This is a genomic window from Pseudoalteromonas sp. T1lg76 (assembly GCF_002964725.1).
GTDB lineage: Bacteria > Pseudomonadota > Gammaproteobacteria > Enterobacterales > Alteromonadaceae > Pseudoalteromonas.
Window position 1 is genome coordinate 20,153 of record NZ_PQCE01000025.1, and the last position, 26,598, is coordinate 46,750.

A 26,598-nucleotide genomic window follows, 5' to 3' on the forward strand; every position below is an offset into this window, starting at 1 on the left:
TCACAAGGCGGAATTTTTTCTTACGTTTTCTACATAGAAAAATCCCAACACAGTGAGCATGATATTTAGCCCGCTAGAATGATTAGCTATTTAAGTGAATTGGTATTTCCCTTAAGATGCCAATCTCAAACAAGGATAAACAGACTCTAGCGCTATTATGACTTTTTCTAAATCCCTGCTTACTCTTGCAGCCACTCTTTTTCTTACTACCGGCTGTGTTACCACCGAAGAACCCAGTGCCAACAAACAGGTACTCGCCGACAGAGAGCCCGAAGCCACCACCAGTATTGTCGCCAAACATCAGGTTGTCGGTGGTAAATACATGGTTGCCGCCGCGAACCCTTATGCGGTAAAGGCCGGCGAGGCGGTATTGGCCAAAGGCGGTAGCGCCATAGACGCAGCCATCGCCGTACAACTGGTTTTAACCCTGGTTGAGCCGCAATCATCGGGTATAGGAGGCGGCGCCTTTATTATGCATTATGATGCGCAGGGGCGTCAGTTAACTACCTTTGATGGCCGTGAAACCGCGCCAAAAGCGGCCACACCCGAGCTATTTCTCGATAGTGAAGGCAAGGCGGTGCGCTGGATAGATGCGGTCGTCGGTGGTCGCTCCGTGGGGGTGCCCGGGGTGATGAAAGCCTTGGCCGATGCCCACACCCAGTACGGCAATTTGGCATGGGAAGAACTCTTTAGCGACGCCATCGCCTTAGCCGAGCAAGGATTTGAGGTATCGCCGCGGCTGCATAATCTGCTGGCCCGTCGCATCAACCCAGGTGTTGAAAAGCTGCCGGTGGCCAGTGACTATTTCTTTCCCGGCGGCGAGCCTTTAGCCGTGGGCACGATACGCAAAAACCCTGAGCTTGCAGCCCTATATCAGCAGATGGCTGAGCAGGGCGTTACCGCCTTTTATCAGGGTGACAACGCCACGGCCATCGCCAATGCAGTGCAGCACAGCGAGATTGCTCCAGGTCTTTTAACCGAAGCGGATATTCAAGGCTATCAAGCCAAAGAGCGTGCTCCTATCTGCGTTGGCTACCATAGCTACCGTGTATGCTCTATGGCGCCACCAAGCAGTGGCGGTATGGCGGTCCTGCAAATTCTGAAATTGCTGGAGCACAAAAAGCTAAGTCAATATCCGGTTAATGACCCAGAAGCGTTGCATTACTTTACTCAGGCTTCAAGATTGGCCTTTGCCGACCGTAACGTTTATATGGCCGACCCGGATTTTCAGGCGGTTCCCACTCAAGCCTTGATGGACAGCGCTTATTTGGATAAGCGTGCGGCCTTAATAGGTGAGCATGACCATAAGCAGCGTCACGGCAACCCGGTTTTGGGTGTAAGTTATGCCGAGGACGATGCCTTTGAGCTGCCTAATACCAGCCATATTTCCATCGTTGATGCAAAGGGCAATGCGGTGTCCATGACCACCTCTATCGAAATGGCGTTTGGCTCGACCGTCATGGTGAATGGCTATTTGTTGAATAACCAACTCACAGATTTTGCGCTCTCGCCTAAGCGCGACGGTAAATATGTGCAAAACCGCGTTGAGGGCAATAAGCGCCCGCGCAGCTCCATGGCACCTGTTATGGTGTTTAATGAAGATGGCTCACTGCGCCTGGTGATAGGCTCACCCGGCGGCAGTCGCATTATCAATTATGTGGCGCACAGCATAATCGGTGTGCTTGATTGGGGGCTTACAGCGCAGCAGGCCATCAATATGCCGCGTCTGACCAATCGCAACGATGTAACCACCTTGGAGCAGGGGACCGAATTGGCCAAGCTGAAAGCGCAATTTGAGCTGCGTGGTCATAAGGTACGCATTGGCGATCTGAACTCAGGTCTGCATGCTGTGGAGGTCATTGATGGCAAACTTTATGGCAGCGCCGATCCCAGGCGTGAGGGCATAGCTCTGGGCCAATAGGGCACCAATGTTAATATAAACTCAGGGGCTTGTTGGTTAATTGCTAACAAGCCCAAAAACTGGGGATGAATACGTAATCTAGCCGATTTCGGTTTGCAATTTACCCTCAAGGGGCAATAATATCAGGCAATTGTATTCTGCGCTAAGTAGGCATCATGACTGATAAATCATCCGCACCTCACACACAAATCAGCGATCCAAATTATCTTTATATTCCATATTCCGGCCCCACTCTGTTAGAGACACCCTTGCTCAATAAAGGCAGTGCTTTTACGCAGCGTGAGCGTGAGAGTTTTAACCTGGCCGGCTTATTGCCGCCACGCTTTGAAACCATCGAAGAGCAGGCGGAGCGTTGTTATCAACAATACTCCAGCTTTAGCGATAATCTTAATAAGCATATCTACTTGCGCGCCATTCAAGATAATAACGAGACCCTGTATTACCGTTTGGTACGCGATCATATCGACGAGATGATGCCCATTATCTATACGCCAACCGTGGGCGATGCCTGTGAGCAGTTCTCCGATATTTACCGCAGTTCACGTGGTTTATTTATCTCTTATGAAGACAGACATAATATCGACGACATTCTTCGCAACGCCACCAAGGGCAAGGTGAAGGTGATTGTGGTCACCGACGGCGAGCGTATTTTGGGTCTGGGCGACCAGGGTATTGGCGGTATGGGGATTCCCATTGGTAAACTGTCTCTGTACACAGCCTGTGGTGGCATTAGCCCTGCTTATACCTTGCCGGTGATGCTGGATGTGGGTACCAATAATGAGAAATTATTGAACGACCCTATGTATATGGGGGCGCGTCATAAGCGTATCGGTCAGCAGGAATACGACGAGTTTCTTGATCTCTTCATTAAAGCGGTTAAGCGCCGTTGGCCAAGTGTGATGCTGCAGTTTGAAGATTTCGCTCAGCCTAACGCCATGCCACTTTTGAAACGCTACCGTGATGAGATCTGTAGCTTTAACGATGATATCCAGGGCACAGCAGCAGTGACTGTGGGTACCTTGTTGGCCGCTTGCCGGGTGAAAGGCACTAAGCTGAGTGAGCAAAAGGTGGTGTTTGTTGGCGCCGGCTCTGCAGGCTGTGGTATTGCCGAGCAGGTTATCAGCCAAATGGTGTCTGAAGGTATCAGTGATGCCCAGGCGCGCAGTCAAATCTACATGGTGGACCGTTTTGGTCTGTTGGCCGAAGGCATGGAAGGGTTGCGTGATTTCCAACAAGCGCTGATGCAGTCTGAGGATAACCTTGCGCAGTGGCAATACAGCGGCGATTATCCGTCCTTGCTCGATGTGATGCACTGTACTGAGCCGGGCATACTGATCGGCGTATCGGGCCAACCTGGGCTCTTTACCGAGCAGGTTGTACGTACCATGGCAGAAAATAATCTACAGCCGATTATTTTCCCTCTGTCGAACCCGTCAAAGCAGGTTGAAGCCCATCCTCAAGATGTAGTGAACTGGACCAATGGCCAGGCCATCATTGCCACCGGCAGCCCGTTCGGGACCATTAGCCATGAGGGCAAGGACTACAACATTCCACAGTGTAACAACAGCTATATTTTCCCGGGCATTGGTCTGGGTGTTATTGCCATTAAAGCCAAACGTATTACCGATGAAATGCTGATGGCCGCCAGTGAAACCCTGGCGTCGAGTTCGCCCTTGGCCAACTCAGGTATGGGCAGCTTGCTGCCGCCATTGACTCAAATTGAAGCCTTGTCTAAGCGTATTGCCTTTGCGGTGGCCAAGGTAGCGATTGAGCAGGGGGAGGCACTGGAGGTCAGTGACGAGGACATTATTAAGGCCATAGATAAGAATTATTGGCACCCCGAATATCGCAACTATAAGCGTGTGAGTATTTAATCACCGTCATATAAGTAAACGCCGCACCCACTGTGCGGCGTTTTTGCGTTGAAGGAAGGGTTAGATAAGACCAAATACAGTGCCTTTTGAGCCGGCTTTATTAATAATGATGTTAGATAAGTATGCAGCGCGCATGGATATTGATGGCGTTGGCAAGGAGTTAAGTGAATTTTGAATTGGCAGCAATTAGTCGATAATCGCCAGCGTTTTTTCTGGGTCCTGCAAATCGCCGGATGGATAGGCTATGCCCTAGTTAACTACATAGGTTCCAAGGTCTTTGAAATGCGTGATATTTACGTGTTTGTGATCTTGCTTAATGCCTATGCCGGGTGCCTGATGACGGTGCCGCTGCGCTATTTGTACCGCCGGGTGTGGAATGCCAAACCCTGGATCTTGGTGCTGGTGGTGTTCGGGGTGTCCTATATCACAGGAACCCTGTGGTCGGTGGTGCAAAAGTTTAACCTGTGGGAAATTTACCGCCATGGTTATCGCCCCGATGAGTGGTTTTACTATTTTCAACAAGGCCTGGATTCGGTTTATATCATTTTATGTTGGAGTGGTTTGTATTTCGGGATCAAATACTACCAGCTCTTACAGGGTGAACGACAAAAGGCACTGAAGGCCAATACCATGGCCCATGAAGCGCAGTTGAAAATGCTGCGCTATCAGCTTAATCCGCATTTTTTGTTTAATACTCTCAACGCCATATCGACCTTGATCTTGGTGGAGGAAAACAAGGACGCCAACAAGATGGTGTCGCGATTAAGTGACTTTTTGCGCTATACGCTTAACACAGACCCCATTAAAAAAGTGGCCTTAGAGCAGGAATTACATGCCCTAAGCCTGTATTTAGATATTGAGCGGGTGCGCTTCGACGACCGCTTGGCTGTGCAGATGGATATCAGTGACGAGGCCAGAGAAGCCTTGGTGCCGAGCCTTATTTTGCAGCCGTTAATTGAAAACTCGTTGAAGTATGCCATAGCGCAGATGACCCAAGGCGGGGTGATCAGTGTCAAGGCTCAGGTGTTTGCCAAGGAATTGTTGCTTGAGGTCAGTGATAACGGCCCGGGCACAGAGCTTAAAGATGGGCAGCTGCTGCACGCCGGTGGCGTTGGCATAGCCAATACCAAGGATAGATTGAAGACACTTTACGAGAACAATTATTCATTTGTATTATCAGGGAATACGCCGACTGGTTTAACCGTCAATATTCGTATCCCTTTTGAGAAGGCAGTAACAGAGTGAATACCATAAAAACCCTGATCGTCGATGACGAGTCCTTAGCACGTAAGGGCTTGGCCGTACGTTTGGCGCAACTCGATAACATAGAAGTCATCGAGCAGTGTGCTCAAGGTGCCGATGCGGTGGCCTTGTGTCAATCGCAAACGATAGATTTGGTGTTTTTGGATATTCAGATGCCAGGAATGAACGGCTTTGAGGTGGCGGATGCGCTAGCGCACTTGCCCACCGAACAGCAACCCCTTGTGGTGTTCGTTACCGCCTTCGATCGCTATGCCGTGCAGGCCTTTGAAGTACATGCGCTCGACTATGTGCTCAAACCTGTGGATGACGACAGACTAAAACAGGCGGTGGAAAAAGTGCAATCACATTTAAAAACACAACAAGATAATATTCATAAGAAAAAGCTGGCCAGTTTTGTGGCCGGGATCACAGGTAATAACTGTGAGGAAATTCTTAAGAAATTAGCCAGCGGTGACAGCTTGGAGACCAAGCGCTACCCGGAATCATTGGCGGTGAAAGAGCAGGGTGAAATCATCCGTGTGTCGACCAATAGCATTCAATGGGTGGATGCCGCCGGTGATTATATGTGTCTTCACTGTGGCGACGGACAAACTCATATCTTACGTAAAACCATGAAAGAGCTGGAGCGTGAGCTCGACCCTAGTTTGTTTGTACGTGTCCATCGCAGCGCCATCGTCAATTCAAAACAGATCAGCAAACTGGTGACTCAGGTCAGTGGTGAATACCTTCTGGTATTAACTAACGGTCAGGAGCTGAAAGTCAGCCGTAGCTACCGTGATAAGGTCAAGGCAGCTCTGGCTAATTAATTTAACTAGCTTCATCAATATCAGTAGATCTTATTAAAAGCGAGACATGGGTGCTCGCTTTTTTGTTGGGTTTAGGCATTTGAAATGCCTGCTGTCGGGTAAATGTCGGGCAGTTTTCGTACCCGACAGTGCTAATATTCCTTCAATCTTCACTTTGACATGGATACGCAGTAAGAGGCAGGTTATGAATTTAAAGCAATTACGTTTGAGTCGACAATTATCGCAAGAGCAATTGGCGCAGATGTCCGGGCTCAACGTCAGAACAGTGCAAAGGATAGAAAGTGGTGCCAATGCGAGTTTAGAGTCGCAAAAATGCCTGGCTGCTGCCCTCGATGTCGATTTAGCAACATTGAACCAGGAGAAAGTGATGATAGATAAAAGCTCGGATAATTGGAAAAACCTGCCGCTGTTTTTAAAACTGTGGTTTGTTTTTCACTTTTTACAGCCCAGACCAACGCGCAGTTCGGCACAAAATGTTGAGCGTCTGTGCCATCTCTGTGGCTACTTGTTTTGTCTTATGGGTATTGTAAACGAGGCAGCACTGGTCGGTGGCCTGCTAATGCTGAGCACAGGATATTTATTTACCCTGTTGAAATACCAAGGTGATAAATATCAAATCTGGTATGAGCGAAGCGACAAGGCACACGCCGAAGGATAACAAAGGGGCCGTTTACACGGCCTTTTTTCTGTCTAGTCTCAAAGTCGATACTGCTTTAACCGGGCCACAAAGTCCTTATTACGGGTTTGTGTATTGGCGGTATCGGCAAAGAGGGTGGTGGTGATGGCATTATTTTCTATGCCGACCATCACACCGCTGGTGCCCTTGGCTAATTGCTCAATCGCAGCGACCCCTAACTGAGTCGCCAAAATACGATCCCCGGCAACCGGCGCTCCGCCTCGTTGCACATAACCTAAAATAGCGCTGCGACTATCGACTCCTGTGTATTCGCTGAGCTGCTCGGCCAATTGTTGAGCGCTGATACTTAACGAGTGCTCCGCCATAACCAGCACATAACTAGGGTGCTTATCCTGGCGCAGTGACTGTGCCATTTCTTCTTTTAGCTCGGCAAGAAAGGCCTGCTCATCATCGATAAGTTCCTTGCAGATGATCTGCTCGGCGCCACTGGCCAGGCCCGCTTCCATGGCCAAAATGCCGCAGTCACGGCCCATTACCTCAACCACAAAAGTGCGTTCAAAGGCCTGAGCGGTATCGCGAATCTTGTCTATGCAATCGAGCGCCGTATCTATGGCGGTATGAAAGCCAATGGTGGCCTCTGTGCCATTGATATCATTGTCTATGGTGCCGGGAATACCAATAAGCTGCCCTTGCCAATGGGCTTGCAGCGCTTGGGCGCCCTTGAAGCTACCATCGCCACCGATCACTACCAGGGCATCAATATGGCATTTGCGCAGGCTGTTGGCCGCTTGGAGGATCCCGGCTTCACTGAGCATTTGTGGGCAACGGGCGGATTTTAAAATGGTGCCGCCGCGATGTATGATGTCAGCAACATCGGACGCCTTGAGTTCGGTATAGTCTTCGTTGATCAGGCCATTATAGCCGGCGTAAAAGCCGACAACCTGATAGTCATGGGAGAGAGCGTGCAGGGTAAGGGCACGGATTGCCGCATTCATACCGGGGGCATCGCCCCCGGATGTAAGTATTGCGACGCGTTTCAATTTAGTCATAAGTTATTGCGTCTGTTGCTTAAACCTATGCTTACTATTTATTGAACGGTGACAATTTTCAAGGTATTTGTGGCACCAACGGTTTCCATCATGTCACCATGGGTGAGTATCACAGTATCACCTTGCTGCAGGTCGCCAAGCTCAACTAAGCGCGACAGCGCCTGGCTGGCAATTTCTTCTTTTTCATACAGGCTGGAATCGAAGTGCACCGGGTAGACGCCGCGATACAGGGCAGACTGACCTAGCGTTTGTTTATGGCGCGACAGTGAATAGATGGGCAGGCCAGATGAAATACGTGACATCAGCTTGGCCGTGTTACCTGATTCTGTCAGCGCGACAATGGCTTTAACCGTACCCAGGTGGTTGGCCGCATACATGGCGGACAGGGCAATCGTCTCGGCGTTGTCGGCAAACATGCTGTCGAGGCGGTGTTTGGAAATATGGGTTTCTTTTTGCGACTCGGCGCCTAAACAAACGCGCGCCATGGTGGCGACGGTTTGCTCTGGGTAATCACCGGCAGCGGTTTCCGCCGATAGCATCACGGCATCTGTGCCGTCCAATACCGCGTTGGCCACATCCATTACTTCGGCGCGGGTCGGCATAGGGTTGTCTATCATGGACTCCATCATCTGCGTGGCGGTGATCACCACACGATTCAGGGAGCGGGCACGATTGATAATGGTCTTTTGTTTACCAACAAGCTCGGCATCGCCAATTTCTACACCCAGGTCGCCACGGGCAACCATGACCGCATCGGAAGCCAGGATAATATCGTCGATGGCTTCAACGCTTTCCACCGCTTCGGCACGTTCAATTTTAGCTAATAGCTGGGCTGTAGAGCCGGCTTTTTCGGCCAAAGAGCGCACATAGCGCATATCTTCGCCACAGCGCGGGAAAGACACGGCGATGTAATCTACGCCAATTTTAGTGGCGGTGATCAAATCTTCTTTATCTTTATCGGTAAAGGCGGGCGCCGTTAAGCCGCCGCCTAAGCGGTTGATGCCTTTATTGTTTGACAATACACCACCGACCTTAACGATACAGTGCACCTTGTTGCCTTCAACATGGTCAACGGTCAATTGAATTAGACCGTCGTTAAGGAGCAGTAGGTCGTCAGATTTAACATCTTGGGGTAATTCTTTGTAGTCGATACCCACGCCGTTAATATCGCCTTGCTCCGGACCTAAGTCCGCATCCAGAATAAACTTATCGCCCTGAGTCAGGGTAACCTTGCCTTCTTTAAAGGTGGAAACGCGAATTTTAGGGCCCTGTAAGTCGGCCAGAATGGCCACATGTACGCCTAAGCGGCTGGCGATATCACGTACTGCATCGGCACGCTCTTGGTGATCGGCGGCTTTACCGTGGGAAAAGTTTAAGCGCACCACATTAGTGCCAGCGCGGATGATTTTTTCTAGATTATTGTCTCTGTCCGTTGCCGGACCCAGGGTGGCCACGATTTTCGTACGTCTAAGCATTAAAGTCTCCCGTAGGCATTTGCTTAATAGCAGGGTAGCAAACTCTGGCTTAATTACAGCTCGAAGTCCGCTTTTTACGTATTTTTTACTATTTATGTGTCGGTAGTATGACACCGGTGTCAGATGCAGTCAATTGTGCTATAATCGCGAGCTGACTCCTTTATGCAATGATATTGGGGTAATTTGATATAATTCCAAGGCGGGGATTGAATGGTCTCAAGTTTTCCCTATAATGCCCGCCGTAATCAGGTTATACACCCAATTTTTTAAGGTGATCAACCCGCGTGCAGAGCATCAAAACGCTAAGCGGAGAATAATAAAGATTTAGAGCCTGGCTCTATAAAAATTATTAATCCCATTAGTGAGTTAGGCTCTCACGCTAACAGTAATATGTTGTTGCACCCATGGGTGTTTTAAACCAGTCACACGTTAATACCGAGGAGGAAACTCGATGCAAGTAGCATTAGTAGGTCTGGGAGTGATGGGCAAAAATCTTGCTTTGAACTTAATCGAAAAAGGGCTCACGCTCGTTGCTTATGATACAAATCCAGACGCTGGTGAAGAGTTACTCAGCTGCGCCAAAACGCAAGGAACGGCCGAGCGCTTGCATATAGTCTCAGATCTTCATGATATGGTGCGCCGTTTAGAAGCGCCGCGTTCTATCCTTTTATTGGTTCCTGCCGGTGAACTGGTTGATCGCGTATGTCAGGACTTGGTTGATGCGGGTGTGAGCAAGGACGATATTATTGTCGACTGCGGTAACAGCAATTATAAAGACGGCATTGCCCGTAAGCTCAAATACCAGAACAAATTTGAATTCGCTACCATGGGTATTTCCGGTGGTGCTGAAGGCGCACGTCATGGTCCAGCCATGATGGCCAGTGGCTCAGAAGGTGGCTGGGAGCGTATCGAGTCTTCATTTGAAAAAGTGGCGGCCAGCTACAATGGCGAGTCTTGTTTTGCTCGCGTGGGCCAATCCGCCAGCGGTCACTTTGTAAAAATGGTACATAATGGCATCGAATATGCGTTAATGCAGTTAATTGCCGAGATTTACCAATTACTTCGTTTGGGTGCGGGTAAAACACCACAGCAAATCGCCGAGATTTTCGATACCTGGTCTGAGGGCGAACTGAATAGTTATCTGCTGGCTATTTCCAGCCATATTCTTAAGCTTGAAACCACAGACGGCAAGGCACTGGTTGATTTAATCGACAATAAGGTTGGCGCCAAGGGCACCGGCCTGTGGACGGCGCAAAATGCCTTGGAACTGGGCATTGCCGTACCTTCATTGGTTGCCGCGGTGCAAGCCCGTCACCTTACCAATACAGGTGACACCCATGCTGCAAAAGAAATGACCTATGCGGCCAAGGCAACCGAGCGCCTCGATATCGATTTGGACGAACTAAAAGATGCGTTCCATCTGGCGAGCCTGTTATGTTACCGCCAGGGTCTGGCGCTGATCAAAGGTGCATCGCGCGCCCATCAGTGGAAGGTAGACCTGGCTAAAACGCTGCAAACTTGGCGTGCCGGTTGTATTATCCGTGCCGATTATCTGGATCAAATTGCCCAGGGCGTAGAGTTTATCGATACTCTGGATACGCAAGTCAAAGCGCTGCGTCGTATTACCGGTGCCGCGGTGAGCACAGGTCTGGCATTCCCGGTGCTGAGCGCCACACAAAACTATTTGGCGACCTTAAGCACGCCGAGCAATGGTCACCTGGTGCAGGCGCAACGCGACTACTTTGGTGAGCATGGCATTAAGACCCACAGCGGTGAGGTGTGTCACCTGACGGACTTGGTTGAGATTGATGCCAAGGTTCGTTAATCGCCAAGATTAAACGCACATATAAAAAAAGCCCCGCATTTGCGGGGCTTTTTCATGCTTTAAATTGGTAGTTAACGGCTTAACTCGCCGCGCAAATTGTCCTGCATTAAGTGACGTATGCTTTGCGCCGAGAGCTGCTTGCTAAGTAAATAATGCAGCTTGGTTAAACAGGCTTCCAAGGTCATATCGAAGCCGCTGATCACGCCGACATTCAACAATGCATTGCCGGTGGCATAGCCGCCCATATTTACTTGCCCTTGCAGGCATTGAGTAAGGTTGATAACGACTATGCCTCGTTCGTTGGCATTGGCCAAAAGCTCTAAGAACTCATGGTTTTGCGGTGCGTTACCGACGCCAAAACTCAACAAGATAAGGGCCTTAATGTCGTCGTTTATTATCGAGCCGACCACATCGGCGCTGATCCCAGGGTACAGGTGCAAAACGGCAATGGCTTGTGGGGTAATGCGTGAGACCTGTAATTCATTGTCGATATAGGGGCTGAGCTGGCCTTCAATCAGGCGAATATTAATACCGGCTTTGGCTAAGGGCGCCATATTAGGGGAGTCGAAGGCATTAAAGCCATCGGCATGTATCTTGGTTGCCCGATTGCCGCGGAAAAGCTGATTGTTAAAGAAGAGGCTCACCTCGGCAATGGGATAATTCGCCGCCAGATACATGGCGTTTAACAGGTTAACCTGGCCGTCGGAGCGCAGTTGTGACAAGGGGATTTGCGAGCCGGTAACTATCACAGGTTTGGTCAGGTTTTCAAACATAAACGACAGCGCCGAAGCCGTGTAGGCCATGGTATCTGTGCCGTGCAATACCACAAAACCATCATAGTCATGGTATTTGGCCTGAATATCGTCGGCTATCATCTGCCAATGGGCAGGTGACATATCGGAAGAGTCGATAAGGGGGCAATATTCTTCGATATCAAACAGCGGCATTTCATCGCGGTTAAATTCAGCACTGTTTTTAACCGTTTCGGTCAGGTAGCCAGCGGCGGGAATAAAGCCCTGGCTTGATTTCTTCATACCTATGGTACCGCCGGTATAGGCGATATAAATACGTTTACGTTTCATAAAAAAGCCCGATAAATGCTATCGGGCTAAGTATACATGCTGTAGCGCCGTGACTAAATGTGGCGCCAGGATTTATTTACGAAAATTAATTCGTTACGGTACATACCAAGCAGCGGGCGTAGATACCTTCAGGATCATTGAAGGCTTTAAGCGAGTTCACTTGTTGTTCAATCTGCTCAACAAAATTATCGAACTGCATGGCCGCACCCACGCTGGCACTTTGCGGTGCTTGCTTAGCAACCAATGACTGCACCGCGGCATTACCAAACAGGTTTTGAATGAAAATATCCTGTGGCGATAACGGCTGCTCGATAAGTTGCACATCATAGTGCTTCAGACTTGCCAGTTTAGCGGCGGCGCTAATGGCGGCCTGCTTGTCGCCAAGTTGGTCAACCAAACCCAGTTGTTGTGCCTGAGTGGCAATCCAAACACGGCCCTGAGCGATTTTATCTACTTCTTCAAGAGATAGACCGCGAGACTCTGACACTACTTCTAAGAAGCGAGAGTAGGCATTTTCCACACTCATTTGAATGGCTTGTGCCAGTTTATCGTCTAGGCCAAGCAATACCGATGAGCCTTTTAGCTCTGTGGTGCCAACACCATCTGAGTAAACACCTAGTTTTGCAGCGCTTTTCTCAAAGGTCATTATGGTGCCGAATACGCCGATAGAGCCGGAATAGTGCTTGGCGCTGCCCAAATTTCATTGGCGGCACTGGCTATCCAATAACCACCAGAGGCTGCCACCGAGCCCATGGAGGCAACCACTGGCTTGCCCGCTTCTTTAAGGGCGATAACTTCACGGCGAATTAGCTCAGATGCAAACATGCTGCCGCCGCCAGAGTCGATACGAAGAACTACGGCCTTAACGCGATCATTATTACGAGCTTCACGTAGTAAGGCAGCTGTACTGTCACCGCCGATTTCACCGGCCTTACGGTGACCGTCGACTATGGTGCCTTTAGCCACAATAACCGCCACTTTTTCAGTCAATGGGTTATCCACTGCAATTGGCATCTTAAAGGTAGCCAGGTAATCGTTGAAGCCGATTTGACGGAAGCTCTTACCTTTTTCATCAAGACCAACCAAGTCGATCATCTGTTGGCGTAGCTCCTGATTGTTTTTAAGCGCGTCGACCCAACCGTTTTGCAGCGCGTACTCGGCACCGTTGCCGTCTACTTTCTCAAGTTTGGCAAGGTAAGTGTCCAGGCTTTCATCAAAGTTGGTTTGCTCAAAACCACGCAGGGTCGCGATTTCGTCTTTATATTGCTGCCAAAGGTGTGACAACCATTCTTTGTTCGCTTCTTTAGCCGCTTGCGACATATCGTTACGGATCAGCGGCTCTACCGCCGACTTAAAGGTACCCACGCGGAACACGTGCTGAGTGATCTTCAGCTTGTCCAGCGCATCCTTAAAGTAAACAGGGTAGACACCAAAGCCTTCGATAGACACGCCGCCGTAGGGGTGTAGGTTAATTTCATCGGCGTGGGCGGCAAGATAATACTGGCTCTGGGTGTAATAGTAGCCTGTGGCGATAACCGGTTTGCCCTGGGCTTTAAAAGCATCAATGGCTTTGGCAATGGCCGCCAGCTTATTGATATGAGCGCCACCTAGGTTTTGCACGTTTAATAGCATGGCTTCAATGCGCTCGTCGTTAGCGGCCTTGTTGATCACATCAACCACATCATCAACCAGGATTTCAGCCGGCTCATCTTGTGCACCCATGGATTGGGCTAGGGCAGCATCGAGTGGGTCTACATAGCGTTTTTGTTCGACCAGGTAGCCGTTTAGGTTCAGGTTAAGCACTGCGCCCTGAGGAACCTTGATCTCGCCATCGTCGCTGGTAATTGAGGCGATCACTATGATAACCAATGCTATAAAGATGAGGTTGACCACCAGACGGCGGGAAAAGTTAATTCCATCCCAAGTGGCTTTTACTACTTTTTTAATCAAAATCAGATCCTTAATATTAAAATCTGCTCTACACCTAGTTTAGACTTCCATATTAGCCCAAAGACTTCAAAATTTTAAACAGAAAAAAGTAACTAAGTGTTTACAGTTACCCTTGCTTTCACCAAGGGCGCTGTCGAATCTACTTGCCGCTGAAGTTAAAAATCGCTACTCTCAAACAGGTATGACCAGATTAGTTAGAGAGGATAGCCATGCTAGAACAAGCATTAGAATTAGCGCATGGGCAAATACGAAATCGCCTGGTAATGGGCTCTATGCACACAGGATTAGAAGAAGGGTGGCATAATCGTAAGCGCCTGGCGGCGTTTTATGAAGAGCGTGCTAAAGGTGGAGTTGGCCTGATTATTACCGGCGGCTATAGCCCTAATATTCGCGGCAAGCTGACGCCCATATCCTCATCCTTTAATACCTTGTTCGATGTGCTTAAGCATAAGATATACACCGAGGCGGTGCACAAACACGGCGGTAAAATCTGCTTACAACTGCTGCACGCTGGTCGCTATGGCTATCACCCTTTTAACTGTGCCCCCAGTGCCATTAAGTCACCTATTACGCCTTATGCCCCTAAAGCCATGACCAAGGGCATGATCAAAAGCACCATTAAAGATTTTGCCAACAGCGCCCGTTTGGCACAGCAGGCAGGATACGACGGCGTTGAGATCATGGGCTCAGAGGGCTATCTGATCAATGAATTTATGGCGCCTCATACCAATAAACGCACTGACGAATATGGCGGCGATAACACGGGTCGTATGCGTTTTGCCAAGGAAATAGTCGAGGCGGTGCGCGCTCAGGTGAGCGATGAATTTATTATTGTTTTTCGTTTGTCGGTTATGGACCTTATTCCTAACGGTTCAACTGCCGAGGAAGTCACCGAGCAGGCCAAGGTATTGGCTGCGGCCGGTGTTGATATCTTTAATACAGGTATTGGTTGGCATGAGGCCAGGGTACCGACCATAGCTTCCATGGTACCACCTGGGGCCTTTCGAGAAGCCTCACAGCGTTTAAAAGCGGCTACCGAAAAACCTGTGATCGCTGTTAACCGTATTAACACCCCAGAGATAGCCAATGAGATCCTAAAAGCCGGTCAGGCAGATATGATCTCCATGGCCCGTCCTTTATTGGCCGACCCAGAACTCTTTAATAAGTATGCGCAGCAGCGTAGCGAGCAGATTAACATCTGTATCGGCTGTAATCAGGGCTGTTTAGACCATGTGTTTAAAGGCCAGCGCGCCACCTGTTTGGTGAACCCTTTAGCGGCGTTTGAGCTAGATTTAGCCATTGAAAAGGCCCAAAAGAGTAAAAATGTGCTTGTCGTTGGTGCCGGTCCTGCGGGTCTGGCTGCCAGTATTTATTTGCGCCAGCGCGGCCATCAGGTCACCCTTATCGAGCGCTCAGATACTCTGGGCGGTCAGTTTAACCTGGCCATGCGTATTCCCGGGAAAGAAGACTTCCAGTTAGCGCTTAAATATTTCAGCGAAGAAGTTGTACGTCAGGGCGTGCAGCTACATATGAACACCGCCTATGACGCCTCAATGCAAAATGATTACGACGATATCGTCTTTGCCTGTGGTGTATCGCCTCGTAAAGCCAGTTTCAGCTGTGAAGATGGTAAAAGCGTTTATAGCTATGACGAGGTGATCCGTGGTGACGTAGAGCTCGGCTCTCGTATTGCTATTTTGGGTGCTGGCGGTATCGGCTTCGACATGGTGGCGTTTTTAACTGAAGAGCATCATCAGAGTATCGCCAACTTTAAGGCGCAATGGGGCATAGAGCAGCCGGTTGAGTTACACAAGAGTGATAAGAAACTTTACATGCTAAAACGCAGCAGGGGACGTTTCGGTGCCGGCTTAGGTAAAACTACCGGCTGGATCCATCGTCAGGTGGCCAAGATGCATGGCGTCGAGCAAATCGCCGATTGCCAATACGAGCGTTTTGATGCTCAGGGCCTGCATATCAGTGTAGCCGGTGAAGCCCGGGTGTTGGATGTAGATACAGTGATCGGCTGTATTGGCCAAACCTCGAACGACACCGAGCTTAAACAGGCCGAACAAGGGGCAGGGAAAGCCGAGGTGCACGTCATTGGCGGCGCCAAACTGGCGGCAGAAATTGATGCTAAGCGTGCCATTAAGGAAGCCCTTATGGTGGCACGCGAGATTTAATTTACTCGCTTACACAGCTTTTTATCGATGCCGCCTAGTTGCGGCATTTTTTATGTCTTAAATATTTTTTGTAATAAAAGCAGGGGAATGCGGGTCTTTGTGCTATATCATTAACACTTTATTAGCATAAAAGGTTTCACCATGCAGACTCGCGTTGCCCCTACACCTAAGGATGAATCATTAGGGCCATTACAGGCATTTGATGGCTTAGCGCCCTTGTTAATGCGATTAATTTTGGCGCCGGTGATGATCATCGCCGGGTATACTAAATTGAATCTCGGCAACAGTGATTTGCCCTGGTCGCAACGCCTGCTGGCAGACCCGAATGTGGTGGCCTGGTTTGGCAACAGCGATTGGGGATTAGGTTTACCCTTTGCCGATGTGCTTGCCTTGTTAGCCGGTTGGGCCGAATTTGCCGGAGGCTGGTTATTGCTTATCGGCTTGTTTACGCGTTTGGTGGCCATTCCCTTGATGATCACCATGGTGGTGGCGGCCACTATGGTGCATTGGGATAACGGCTGGTTTGCCATCACTCCTACGGATACACAAACCAGTCCGGCACAGGTCCTAGACTGGGCCGGTATAGAAGCGGCCAAGCAAAGCCTGGAGAATTCTGCGGCGGCTAAAATGCGTTTAGAAGTGATAAAAACGATTGTGGCTGAACATGGGCAACCCGGTTATGTCTATGAGCGCGGTAATATTGTGATCCTCAATAATGGTATTGAGTTTGCCGCCATTTATTTTGTTATGTTGCTATCACTATTTTTTGTCGGCGGTGGGCGTTATGTAAGTTTAGATTATTATCTTGCGCCGCGACGCAGGCGCACATAATACCTGCTTAGGTGGCTTTTCCCTTATCAGCCTAGGGCGACTATGGTAGCCTTAGGCTCAAGTACTTAAGAGAAAGAATCCCCCATAATGAATGCAACCGAGCTGTTATTAAATCGCCAATCCGATAGCCAATTATCTTATCCTGGTCCATCACCAAAGCAGATGGAGCTGATCCAACAAGCGGCACTGAGAGTGCCGGATCATGCCAATCTTGCTCCCTGGCAGTTTATTGTTTTAGAAGATGAACAGCGCGACGCGCTTGGCAGCATTTTTGCCAAGGCTGCGGTAGCCGAAGGCATGGGCGAGCGCGCCATAGAGCGCGCAGCCAGTTTAGTGGACAGGGCGCCCATGGTGATCGTCTGCATTATGAAATACACCCCACACGACAAGGTGCCAAGGGTGGAACAAATAGCCAGCGCCTCATGCGCGACCTTTGCTATGCAACAGGCGGCATTCGCTCAGGGTCTATCGGGTATTTGGCGAACCGGTGCTTTTGCCCAATCGCCCATGGTTAAGAGCGAACTAGGACTGAGCAGCGAGGACGAAATAATCGGCTATTTATATCTGGGCACGCCCACCTTAGATTGTCCGAAAAAGCGTCGTCATCAGGTGGCCGACTTCTTTTCTTACGGTATCTAATCTGACTTAAAACGGCGCATTTAATCGCCCGATTAGGGGCGTCGTCATCTTAGATTAATCTTTATTCATTTATACTGCTTTTTTTTGCTTAATTAATCACTTTGTGTGGTTTTTTAAACCGATATTTTTTGTTAGGCTAAGAATTGTACAAAATTGTAACTAACAAAAATAATAAGAAGATAAGAGTCAATGGGTAACTTATTCTTAAGAGAAAAAGAGCGTTGGGGATTGTGGTCATTTTGGGGAGTAGTAGGCGCTATGCTGACCACTTATGTGGCCATGGCCACTAAGGCACCACTTTACATTACCCTTGCCGCCATGTGCGTGGTCATCTTGGTATCGAGCTGGATGCTCTACAGTAAACGCTATGACTTTCTACGCGCCCTCAAGGTCACCGCCTATGTATTGTTTGTTAGCGTGCTGCCGGCTTTAACCTTGCTGATCATACCTGCCACTAAACAGCAAAGAGGCGAGCTTATTATGCAAAGCGTGCTTTTTGCGCTGATCGCCCTCATTGGCTGTGTAGTGTGTGCACTTATCGCTAAGCGTCCAAAACAGTATTACTAGGGTGGGGCTCGCGACGTCGAGCCTAGCTTTACTTTCCGTTTATGAGACTTTAGTATGCGCGACATCAAAAGGGTCACAAAGCGATGATAAACCCCGCCTTTGCGCCCTTAAACTCAGAGACCGTCTAAATTGGCGGTTTTTTCGTAATAGCTTTGCGATTCTAAACTTGATGGAGTGTACAAAATGGCAGCACCAATGCGCATTTTCTTTTGGCTGGCACTAGCCTTCTTTTACGCCATGGGTCTGGATGTGGTTAATAAGTTACTTGTTGACGCACACCTGGGTATGCTCGCGCAGTTGGCAAGTTTCGCCGTCTTCAACGCCCTGGTTGCACACCTGATAGTTAAATATGAAACACAACTTTCCACCTTATGCGCATTATTAGTAGGTTGCTTGGGAGTGATCGGCTGTGGCGTTATTTTATGGCCTTGGTTTATTGATATGCCGTATTGGCTGTGGGCTTATTTAATCGTTTCCTTACTGGTCTTTACCTGGGCTTGGCCATTTGTGGCTAAGAAAATGGCCAATATATCGGCAAACAAATAGCGATCACCGCGGTTTTTAGGCCTAAGCCTGACGTTGCGCCTTGAGTATGTTACCCTGTGCGCGAATTTTATATTTTCAAAAAGATGGACGATTTTATGTCTGATAAATTTACTACTCATGCGGATAAAGCCAGCTATGGTATTGGTCTGCAAATGGGCGAGCAACTTAAAGCAAACCCTTTCGAAGGTCTTAACCTGAACTCTGTTTTCGAAGGCATGAAAGATGCTTACACAGGTGAGAGCTTCCAAGTTGAGATCCCTGAGATTCAAGCTGCATTCGAAAAAATTAACGCTGAAATTCAAGCCCGTCGTGAAGAAGAAGCGAAAGTACTTGCCGCTGAAGGCGAAGCTTTCCTTGCTGAAAACGCTAAGCGCGCTGAAGTAACGGTAACCGAGTCTGGTCTACAGTTCGAAGTTATCGAAGCGGGCTCTGGTGAGAAGCCAACTGCTGAGTCTACTGTACGTACTCATTACCACGGTACCCTGGTAAACGGCACTGTATTCGACAGCTCATACGAGCGTGGTCAACCTGCTGAATTTCCAGTAGGTGGCGTAATTAAAGGTTGGACTGAAGCATTACAAATGATGCCTACTGGTTCAAAATGGCGTCTATACATCCCGCACGACCTTGCCTATGGTGAGCGCGGTGCCGGTGCAGCCATTGCTCCTTACTCAACACTTATTTTTGATATCGAACTACTTGATATTCTTTAATTTAAAGTGTGCTAAAAAAACCGCCTAAGGGCGGTTTTTTTATGTCTGTAAATAGCCCAACTTGCTATTTGCGCGATTCCCAGGCCTTTTTCACACCGCGGCACCATAAATAGTCGACTAAAATAAACCCTATCAGTGCAGCCAAGGCGCCACAGACGGCAGAGCCGAGTAAGAAGGCCGGGCCTATTGTCGTCAGGCTGTCACTAAGCCATTGCCAACTGGGTTCAAAGTAGAATTCCTGCTGTGGGTGACCGAGGATCCAAGTCCCCACCACATAGGAACAGTAGAAAATCGGTGGCATGGTTAAGGGGTTAGTGATCCACACCAAAGCGATGGAGAGCGGCAAATTAACGCGCAGAGGAATGGCGACGGCCGCGGCTAAAATCATTTGAAAGGGAACTGGAATGAACGCGAAAAACAAGCCAACGGAAAAGGCGCCACGCGCCGAACGTCTATTTAGATGCCAGAGATTAGCATCGTGTAATAGCCGCCCAAAAATACGAAGTGATTTAAGCTGCTTGATCTTATTATGATCGGGTAAGAACCGTTGAATGGTTTTCTTCGCCATCGGATGGGGCCCTGTACATCTATTGCGCTGTGCAGTGGGTTTTCATTCGGCTGTATTCTGTCACTTTTCACCCCGTCACTGCCAGTACTTTTTACAATAATAGCCATATTGCTAGTTATTCGAACAGTAACTGGTTATTTTATCGGCCAGACCCGAGCCTGCCTGTTCGCTCTCCTTTATACCTTAGCCTATTTTCAGCTGTTTTATCATTGGCATGGACCCGAAATTAATAATACCGTTAGGCACATAGAAGGACAGGTAGTGGCGCTCAGTAAATTACCAAGCAGCCAATTCGCCACGCTAAAATTGCTTCGCATTGATGAGTATAAAGTACCTTTTTATCAGCGGGTTATTATCAACGTACCGCTGTCTGCTGATATCAGCCTACACCCAGGCGCGACCATCAAAGCACATACTCGGGTGCGGATTAAACAGTGGCGAGTTAATTTTTCCGTGCGCGATGCGCGCATATATGGCTTTTTGCATGGCCCGCATCTGCAGGCATCAAAACCGGCGACTTTGGATATTGGCGAGGCGCAAGCAACCTTTGCCCAGCATTACCGCCATTGGCTCGATAAAAATCTGCGTGATTATCAGCTTTATGGCGTATATAAGGCGTTACTGAGTGCCGATAGAAGCGCTATCCCCGAGCAACACAAGCAACTGTTTCGTGATACCGGCACCATTCACTTGCTGGCTATATCCGGCTTGCATATAGCGCTGCTCTATGGCTTTTGTTTTTATGCAATTAAGCTGGCTCTTTGGGCACTGAGCCGCTGCTTTACGAGTGTTTTTCGCCAAGCCCAAAGTATCAATGGTCTTGTCGCGCTTATGGCTTTATGCCTGTGTGCGCTATTTGTGCTGCTGTGCCAGCTGCCTATTAGTGCTCAGCGCGCTTGGTTGATGTTGGCGTTGTTTGTGGCCCTATATTTTAGTCGCTTACACTATCGACTCGGCCCTAGTTTATTACTGGCATTAACCCTGGTGCTGGTGATAAATCCTTTTGCTCTTTTGGATGTGGGCATGTGGTTTTCCTTCTCTGCGGTGGCGGTTATTTTTGTTGCCCTTAGACTTAGCGCCGGGCGTCATTGGTTGGTGCGCTACCTCTGGGTACAGATGAGTTTATGTGTGGGCTTGGCGCCGCTGAGTTTATTGGTATTTGGCGGCTTTTCTTGGTCTGCAGCGCTATTTAATTTGTTGTTTGTTCCCTTGGTGAGCTTTATTTTGCTGCCGCTATTAATAATCAGTGCCCTGAGTGGTTTTGCGCCTTGGTTAATGGCAGGCTTAGAGCTCTTCGATATGTATGCCGGAGCTGGAATTGCTTACTTACTGCCTTTAAGCAGCCAGTTTTGGCTGCCTGGTTCTCAATTCCCTGGGACTCAGTTACCTGAGGTTGTGGTGCTGGCTTGTTATCTGGCTATTATAGCCGTGTTGCTGCTTCGTACCTGGTGGCCTGCCTTATATACCCTGGTGCTGTTAAGTACTTTTATTTTGATTGAGCGTGTACGGGCACCGAGCTGGCAACTGGATGTGCTGGATGTCGGCCATGGTTTGAGCATAGTGCTCAGGCGAGGGGGGCATGCTCTGGTATACGACCTAGGCGCCAGCTATTTTGGGCAATATTCCATAGTCGATAATACCCTGTTGCCATTTCTACAAAGCGAAAACCTAAGGCCTGAGCTGACCCTTATTTCTCACTGGGATAACGACCATGCTGGCGGCCTGAAGTTTTGGCGCAGTGCAGGTTATGGGAGCACCTTAGTTCGGTTTCATCCTGGTGGCATGCGGACCTGTAGTCAACAAGCCTTTAATTGGCATGGCCTTGAGTTAAGGCCATTGTGGCCAAAGTACGTAGGCAGTAATGATAATGCCAACTCCTGTGTATTACTTATTTCAGATGGTAAACATAGGGTGTTGTTAACTGGCGATATAGGTATAAAAGAAGAGGCGCAATTGGTGGCGTTAAACGCGCTGCCCAAGGTGGATGTCTTGGTCAGCCCCCATCATGGCAGCCGTACCTCTTCAAGCCTGGCCTTTGTAAACGCCCTAAAACCAAGTGAGGTGATCCATTCAAGTGGCGCCCGTACAAATTGGCAAATGCCTCACCCCAAGGTACTGGCCAGATATCAAACGGTGGGGGCGAGGCAATGGCAAACTAAAACGCAAGGTGGAATTCGGGTTCAGTTTTATCGCGATAAAATACAGGTAGAGGCTGCAAAAGAGCAGAAAAACTATTGGTTTATCACCGATTAAGTTTTGTTTTTCGCCGCGCAAAGCTACAATAGCCGCTAATGCGTGAATTTGAGAGTCTTATGCAACATAGCGCCACCCACACCTATAAGCGCCTTTTAGGCTACGTTAAAAGTTATAAGTCTGCGGCCATTGTCGCCATTATCGGTATGCTTGGTTATTCCGCCATGGATGCCACCTTTGTGTGGTTGATGCAGCCTTTTATTGACGAAGGCCTTACCGAGGGCAATAGCACGGTACTAAGTTGGGCGCCCTATGTGGTGATAGCGCTGGTGATCGGCCGTGGCACCTTTAACTTTGTGTCCAGTTATTGCCTTGCCTATGTGGGCTCTCAGGTGGTGCGCTCGTTGCGCCAGGATTTGTTTGTACACATGCTCAACCTGCCGGTGAGCTTTCATGATAATCATTCTAACGGCGAGCTGATCTCGAAAATCACCTTTGATACCGAGCAGGTGCAACAGGCCATTACCAAGGCGCTTCTGGTACTGGTACGCGAAGGCGCTTATGTGGTTTTCCTGCTAATGGTGATGTTTAACGCCAGTTGGAAGCTAAGCCTTATCTTTTTGGTGATCACCCCTATAGTGGCGGTAATTGTCGCTGTGGTGTCAAAACGCTTTCGTAAAATTTCCCGCAATATTCAAAATGCCATGGGTGATGTGACCCGTTGCTCAGAGCAGATGCTTGCCGGGCATAAGGTGATCCATGGTTTTAACGGCCAACAGCAAGAAACCGAACGCTTTGGCCGCGTTAATAACATTAACCGTTTGCAACGGGTGAAAATGGATGCCACCAAGGCACTGAGCGTGTCGGTTATTCAGATTCTGGCGGCGTCATCCATGGCGGTGATCCTGGTGTTGATTTCCATGCCTGGAATGATTGACAGCATTACCTCGGGCACCTTTGTTACCCTTATCTCGTCCATGATGTTGATGCTTCGTCCCCTTAAACAGCTTTCCAACGTGAACAGCGAATTGCAGCGTGGTATTGCCGCGGCACAAAGTATTTTCGCCGTGCTCGATACCGAGATTGAAAAAGACAATGGTACCTTGGAGATAGCCAAGGCCAAGGGCCATATCGAAATTAAGGACTTGTCCTTTGCATATCCAAGCAGCCTAGATCCGGTTATCAAAAATCTTAATCTGGATCTTAAACCCGGGACCAATATTGCGCTGGTGGGGCGCTCGGGCTCGGGCAAATCGACTTTGTCGAGCCTGTTGCCACGTTTCTATGATGTTGAGCCAAGCTCCGCCATCACGCTCGATGGTATACCCCTGTGTGATTACAAGCTACGCAGCTTGCGTCAACAATTCGCCATAGTGTCTCAGCAGGTGGTGCTCTTTAATGACACCATAGCCAACAACATTATGTATGGTCTGGAAACGCCACTGAGTGATGAGGCGCTGATGGATGTGGCGAAAAAGGCCCATGTATGGGAGTTTGTGAAGGACTTGCCGCAAGGGTTAAATACTCTGGTTGGAGAGGATGGAGTCATGCTCTCAGGTGGTCAGCGTCAACGTATCGCCATAGCCCGCGCCATAGTTAAAGATGCACCTATTCTTATTCTCGATGAGGCCACGTCGGCGCTCGATACCGAGTCGGAAAAGCTGATTCAAAATGCCCTGGAATCGCTAATGCGCGATAAAACCGCCATTATTATTGCCCATCGTTTATCTACCATAGAGCAGGTTGATTGTATCTATGTGCTTGATAAGGGTCGTATAATTGAGCAGGGTACGCATCAAGAGTTACTGACTCAGGATGGCACCTATGCGGCGCTGGCCAAAATGCAGCAGGGCGAAAATTAATGGCAGGATTGGATCACCAATCGGCTAACCAGCCTCAAGGATTTGCTCAGCGTTTAGAGCTTGCCTGGTACCGCAAAGGCGACTGGCTGGTGCTAGTTATGCTGCCTTTGAGTGCCTTATTTTGGTTGCTAAGTGCGTTTATTCGCTTGTTATTTAGTCTTAAGATTAAAAAAGCCTATCGTGCACCGGTACCCGTGATCGTGGTCGGTAATATCAGTGTGGGCGGCAATGGTAAAACGCCCATGACCCTGTTTCTTGCCGAGCTGCTAAAAAAGCAGGGCAAGCGAGTGGGGATCATCTCTCGCGGCTATGGCGCCGAGCCTCCTTACACTCCCTTTATGGTCGACGGCCAGTGCGACACTAAAACAGGCGGCGACGAGCCCGTGCTATTGGCGCAGCGAACCGGGTGCCCAGTAGTGATTGGCGGTGACCGCCGCGCCAGCATTGAAAAACTGATGTCCGAACATCAAATCGATGTCATTATCAGCGACGATGGTTTGCAACATTATGCTTTAGAGCGAGATATTGAACTATGCATAGTCGACGCCGAGCGTCGTTTTGGTAACGGCTTGCTGATGCCTGCCGGACCGCTGCGCGAAGGAAAGTGGCGATTAAAAACAGTCAACCTGGTTATTTTCAACGGTGAAGCGGGGCCTCTTGATGCTGCATATCGGCTGCAACCAAGTGGTATGTTCAGTGTTGCCGATGACACTCCTATCGAGCCGCCTTTCGCATCGGGTGTGGCCGTCAGCGCCATTGGTAATCCGCAGCGCTTTGAGCGCAGTTTGACGCAGCTAGGTGTTGAGCTTACCGACAAACGCCATTTTCGCGACCATCATCAATACCAAGCTGAGGATTTGCCCACTCACAATGCGGTCTATATGACCGAGAAGGACGCGGTAAAATGTCGCGCCTTTGCCCATGGGCAATGTTATTATTTACGCGTTGATGCCAAGGCCAATCAAGCCCTAGAGCAGCAACTGCACAGCCTACTTAAACGTAAAGGGGTCATTTAACATGGCGTTTGATACCAAGTTGTTAGAAATCATTGCTTGTCCGGTTACCAAGGGCAAGCTGCACTATGATAAAGAAAACCAGGAGCTGATCAGCACCGCCGCCAAGCTTGCCTATCCGGTACGAGACGATATTCCTGTGCTGCTTGAGAACGAAGCCAGGGAGTTGAGCAGCGAAGAGGTTGAGAAGTGGAATTCGTAGTTATAATTCCAGCTCGCTATGCTTCTACTCGGCTGCCGGCCAAGCCGCTTGCCGATATCTGCGGTAAGCCGATGATCCAACATGTTTATGAACGTGCTCAGGCATCGGGAGCCAGCGCCGTGTATATAGCCACCGATCACCCTGAGGTTGAACAAGCCTGTTCGGCCTTTGGTGCCGAGGTGGTGATGACCCGCGAAGACCATCAATCCGGTACCGAGCGTCTGGCAGAAGTCGTTACCAAGCTGGGCTTGAGTGATGATACCCTGGTCGTTAACGTACAAGGTGATGAGCCGCTGTTGGCGCCAGAAAATGTGTCGCAAGTGGCGCGACTGCTTGATGGCAATGATGCGCCTATGGCAACCCTGTCAACGCCCATCATTGATGCCGAAGAAGCGTTAAACCCCAATGCGGTTAAGGTGGTCAGTAACACCAGCAATAATGCCTTGTACTTCTCTCGTGCACCCATTCCATATCATCGCGATGCCTTGCTGGCGCAGCAATGTGCGCTGGACTTCAGCCATATGCAACGCCACATTGGTATTTATGCGTACCGCGCCGGTTTTATTTCTAAGTACATTGAATTGACGCCGTCGCCCATGGAAAAGCTGGAGTCTTTAGAGCAGCTTAGGGTCTTGTATCATGGCTACACCATTAAAATTGCCGAGGCCGAAGTGGTGCCGGCGGCGGGTGTCGATACGCCTGATGACTTAGCGCGTGTGATTGCGACCTTACAATGAGCCCATTGCAACTGCTTGCCCAAGAGCGCGACTTTATTGTCGTGAACAAGCCTGCGGGTATGAATTTTCACACAGAAGATGACACCCCGGGCTTGGTTGCTTTGGCCGCTGAGCAATTTGGGCTGCAGCTATTTCCTGTGCATCGCCTCGATAAGGTGACCTCCGGCCTGGTATTACTGCCCACAAGCTCAGAGGCAGCAGCACGTTTTACAACGCTTTTTACCGAGCGCCGAGTGAATAAATTCTACCTGGCCCTGGCCAGTGATAAGCCCAAGAAAAAGCAGGGCTGGATAAAGGGTGATATGGTCAAGGCGCGACGCGGTGCCTTTAAGCTATTAAAAAGCCAGGAAAACCCAGCTATTACTCGGTTTTATTCCTACTCTTTGGCACCTAAGGTGCGCGGCTTTGTGCTTAAACCTTACAGTGGTAAAACCCATCAACTCAGGGTGGCGATGAAATCGCTTTCGGCGCCCATTATTGGCGATAAGCTTTATGGCGGGCAGGCATCGGATCGCACCTATTTGCATGCTTATGCCTTACAATTTGAATATCAACAACAGAATTTTCAGTTCTCTGTGCCACCGAGCGAGGGTGAATTGAGCGAGTATTTGAGCGCACTTACCCGCGAATTCTCCGAGCAGCCGTGGCAATTAGAATGGTAGATA

At 49.3% G+C, this 26,598-nt stretch carries 22 protein-coding genes and 1 pseudogene; 18 read left to right on the plus strand and 5 right to left on the minus strand.

Features of this window, described 5'->3' with window-relative positions; genetic code table 11:
• Positions 1 to 157 precede the first annotated feature (157 nt).
• The 5 genes from ggt (at position 158) to C2M35_RS09550 (ending at position 6,522) form a co-directional block, all read left to right on the plus strand.
• Positions 158 to 1,921, plus strand: coding sequence for a gamma-glutamyltransferase (gene ggt / locus C2M35_RS09530; RefSeq protein ID WP_105265195.1), 1,764 nt, complete (start codon positions 158 to 160; stop codon positions 1,919 to 1,921).
• A 155-nt stretch (positions 1,922 to 2,076) separates the two neighbouring features.
• The gene (locus C2M35_RS09535) at positions 2,077 to 3,795 is read left to right on the plus strand and encodes an NAD-dependent malic enzyme (protein ID WP_105265196.1); all 1,719 of its coding nucleotides are present in this window, start codon (positions 2,077 to 2,079) and stop codon (positions 3,793 to 3,795) included.
• Between the two features lie 171 nt (positions 3,796 to 3,966).
• Positions 3,967 to 5,040, plus strand: a complete 1,074-nt coding sequence (locus C2M35_RS09540) for a sensor histidine kinase (RefSeq protein WP_105199070.1) — start codon at positions 3,967 to 3,969, stop codon at positions 5,038 to 5,040.
• On the plus strand, positions 5,037 to 5,864 hold the full coding sequence (locus C2M35_RS09545) for a LytR/AlgR family response regulator transcription factor (RefSeq protein WP_105265197.1): 828 nt from the start codon (positions 5,037 to 5,039) through the stop codon (positions 5,862 to 5,864). Before C2M35_RS09540 ends, C2M35_RS09545 begins: the two co-directional genes overlap by 4 nt.
• A gap of 184 nt (positions 5,865 to 6,048) precedes the next feature.
• A complete protein-coding gene (locus tag C2M35_RS09550; RefSeq protein WP_105199068.1) occupies positions 6,049 to 6,522 on the plus strand; it encodes a helix-turn-helix domain-containing protein in 474 nt (157 codons plus the stop codon).
• Positions 6,523 to 6,560: 38 nt separating this feature from the next.
• Here the strand turns inward: C2M35_RS09550 and C2M35_RS09555 are convergent, their stop codons facing one another.
• Positions 6,561 to 7,550: an ATP-dependent 6-phosphofructokinase gene (locus tag C2M35_RS09555; RefSeq protein ID WP_105265198.1), complete on the minus strand. Its 990-nt coding sequence runs from the start codon at positions 7,548 to 7,550 to the stop codon at positions 6,561 to 6,563.
• A gap of 38 nt (positions 7,551 to 7,588) precedes the next feature.
• On the minus strand, positions 7,589 to 9,025 hold the full coding sequence (gene pyk, locus C2M35_RS09560) for a pyruvate kinase (RefSeq protein WP_105199066.1): 1,437 nt from the start codon (positions 9,023 to 9,025) through the stop codon (positions 7,589 to 7,591).
• Positions 9,026 to 9,476: 451 nt separating this feature from the next.
• Here pyk and gndA point away from each other — a divergent pair, with 451 nt between their 5' ends.
• Positions 9,477 to 10,850, plus strand: coding sequence for an NADP-dependent phosphogluconate dehydrogenase (gene gndA, locus C2M35_RS09565; RefSeq protein WP_105265199.1), 1,374 nt, complete (start codon positions 9,477 to 9,479; stop codon positions 10,848 to 10,850).
• Positions 10,851 to 10,921: 71 nt separating this feature from the next.
• Here the strand turns inward: gndA and ansA are convergent, their stop codons facing one another.
• Complete coding sequence (gene ansA / locus C2M35_RS09570) at positions 10,922 to 11,932, minus strand: asparaginase (protein ID WP_105215841.1); 1,011 nt, start codon at positions 11,930 to 11,932, stop codon at positions 10,922 to 10,924.
• 85 nt (positions 11,933 to 12,017) lie between these two features.
• Positions 12,018 to 13,882 (minus strand): annotated as a pseudogene (gene sppA, locus C2M35_RS09575) (signal peptide peptidase SppA).
• Between the two features lie 209 nt (positions 13,883 to 14,091).
• Between sppA and C2M35_RS09580 the strand changes: the two are divergent.
• The 6 genes from C2M35_RS09580 (at position 14,092) to C2M35_RS09605 (ending at position 19,358) form a co-directional block, all read left to right on the plus strand.
• Positions 14,092 to 16,062 carry an NADPH-dependent 2,4-dienoyl-CoA reductase gene (locus tag C2M35_RS09580; RefSeq protein WP_105265200.1) on the plus strand — a complete coding sequence of 657 codons (1,971 nt, stop codon included), beginning with the start codon at positions 14,092 to 14,094 and terminating at the stop codon, positions 16,060 to 16,062.
• 141 nt (positions 16,063 to 16,203) lie between these two features.
• On the plus strand, positions 16,204 to 16,893 hold the full coding sequence (locus C2M35_RS09585; RefSeq protein WP_105215845.1) for an HvfX family Cu-binding RiPP maturation protein: 690 nt from the start codon (positions 16,204 to 16,206) through the stop codon (positions 16,891 to 16,893).
• Between the two features lie 87 nt (positions 16,894 to 16,980).
• Entirely contained in the window at positions 16,981 to 17,532 is a 552-nt protein-coding gene (locus C2M35_RS09590; protein WP_105265201.1) for an NAD(P)H nitroreductase, read from the plus strand.
• A 189-nt stretch (positions 17,533 to 17,721) separates the two neighbouring features.
• Positions 17,722 to 18,099, plus strand: coding sequence for a hypothetical protein (locus C2M35_RS09595; RefSeq protein WP_105265202.1), 378 nt, complete (start codon positions 17,722 to 17,724; stop codon positions 18,097 to 18,099).
• A 183-nt stretch (positions 18,100 to 18,282) separates the two neighbouring features.
• Positions 18,283 to 18,645: a hypothetical protein gene (locus C2M35_RS09600; RefSeq protein ID WP_105199058.1), complete on the plus strand. Its 363-nt coding sequence runs from the start codon at positions 18,283 to 18,285 to the stop codon at positions 18,643 to 18,645.
• Positions 18,646 to 18,740: 95 nt separating this feature from the next.
• Positions 18,741 to 19,358 (plus strand): FKBP-type peptidyl-prolyl cis-trans isomerase, encoded by a 618-nt coding sequence (locus C2M35_RS09605; RefSeq protein WP_105199106.1) that lies wholly within the window; start codon positions 18,741 to 18,743, stop codon positions 19,356 to 19,358.
• A gap of 64 nt (positions 19,359 to 19,422) precedes the next feature.
• Here C2M35_RS09605 and C2M35_RS09610 read toward each other — a convergent pair whose 3' ends face one another.
• Positions 19,423 to 19,926, minus strand: a complete 504-nt coding sequence (locus tag C2M35_RS09610; RefSeq protein WP_105199057.1) for a DUF2062 domain-containing protein — start codon at positions 19,924 to 19,926, stop codon at positions 19,423 to 19,425.
• 261 nt (positions 19,927 to 20,187) lie between these two features.
• On the opposite strand from C2M35_RS09610, the gene C2M35_RS09615 reads away from it, so the two are divergent.
• The 6 genes from C2M35_RS09615 to C2M35_RS09640 are packed head-to-tail and all read left to right on the plus strand — an operon-like array spanning position 20,188 to position 26,595.
• Entirely contained in the window at positions 20,188 to 22,179 is a 1,992-nt protein-coding gene (locus tag C2M35_RS09615) for a DNA internalization-related competence protein ComEC/Rec2 (protein ID WP_158677956.1), read from the plus strand.
• Between the two features lie 59 nt (positions 22,180 to 22,238).
• Positions 22,239 to 23,981, plus strand: coding sequence for a lipid A export permease/ATP-binding protein MsbA (gene msbA / locus C2M35_RS09620; protein WP_105199105.1), 1,743 nt, complete (start codon positions 22,239 to 22,241; stop codon positions 23,979 to 23,981).
• The gene (gene lpxK / locus C2M35_RS09625) at positions 23,981 to 24,997 is read left to right on the plus strand and encodes a tetraacyldisaccharide 4'-kinase (protein ID WP_105265204.1); all 1,017 of its coding nucleotides are present in this window, start codon (positions 23,981 to 23,983) and stop codon (positions 24,995 to 24,997) included. The genes msbA and lpxK overlap by 1 nt, the downstream gene beginning before the upstream one ends.
• Before the next feature lies 1 nt (position 24,998).
• On the plus strand, positions 24,999 to 25,196 hold the full coding sequence (locus tag C2M35_RS09630; protein ID WP_105199054.1) for a Trm112 family protein: 198 nt from the start codon (positions 24,999 to 25,001) through the stop codon (positions 25,194 to 25,196).
• Positions 25,184 to 25,933, plus strand: a complete 750-nt coding sequence (gene kdsB / locus C2M35_RS09635; RefSeq protein ID WP_105265205.1) for a 3-deoxy-manno-octulosonate cytidylyltransferase — start codon at positions 25,184 to 25,186, stop codon at positions 25,931 to 25,933. The genes C2M35_RS09630 and kdsB overlap by 13 nt, the downstream gene beginning before the upstream one ends.
• Positions 25,930 to 26,595: a TIGR01621 family pseudouridine synthase gene (locus C2M35_RS09640; protein WP_105265206.1), complete on the plus strand. Its 666-nt coding sequence runs from the start codon at positions 25,930 to 25,932 to the stop codon at positions 26,593 to 26,595. Before kdsB ends, C2M35_RS09640 begins: the two co-directional genes overlap by 4 nt.
• The last annotated feature ends 3 nt before the right edge of the window (positions 26,596 to 26,598 follow it).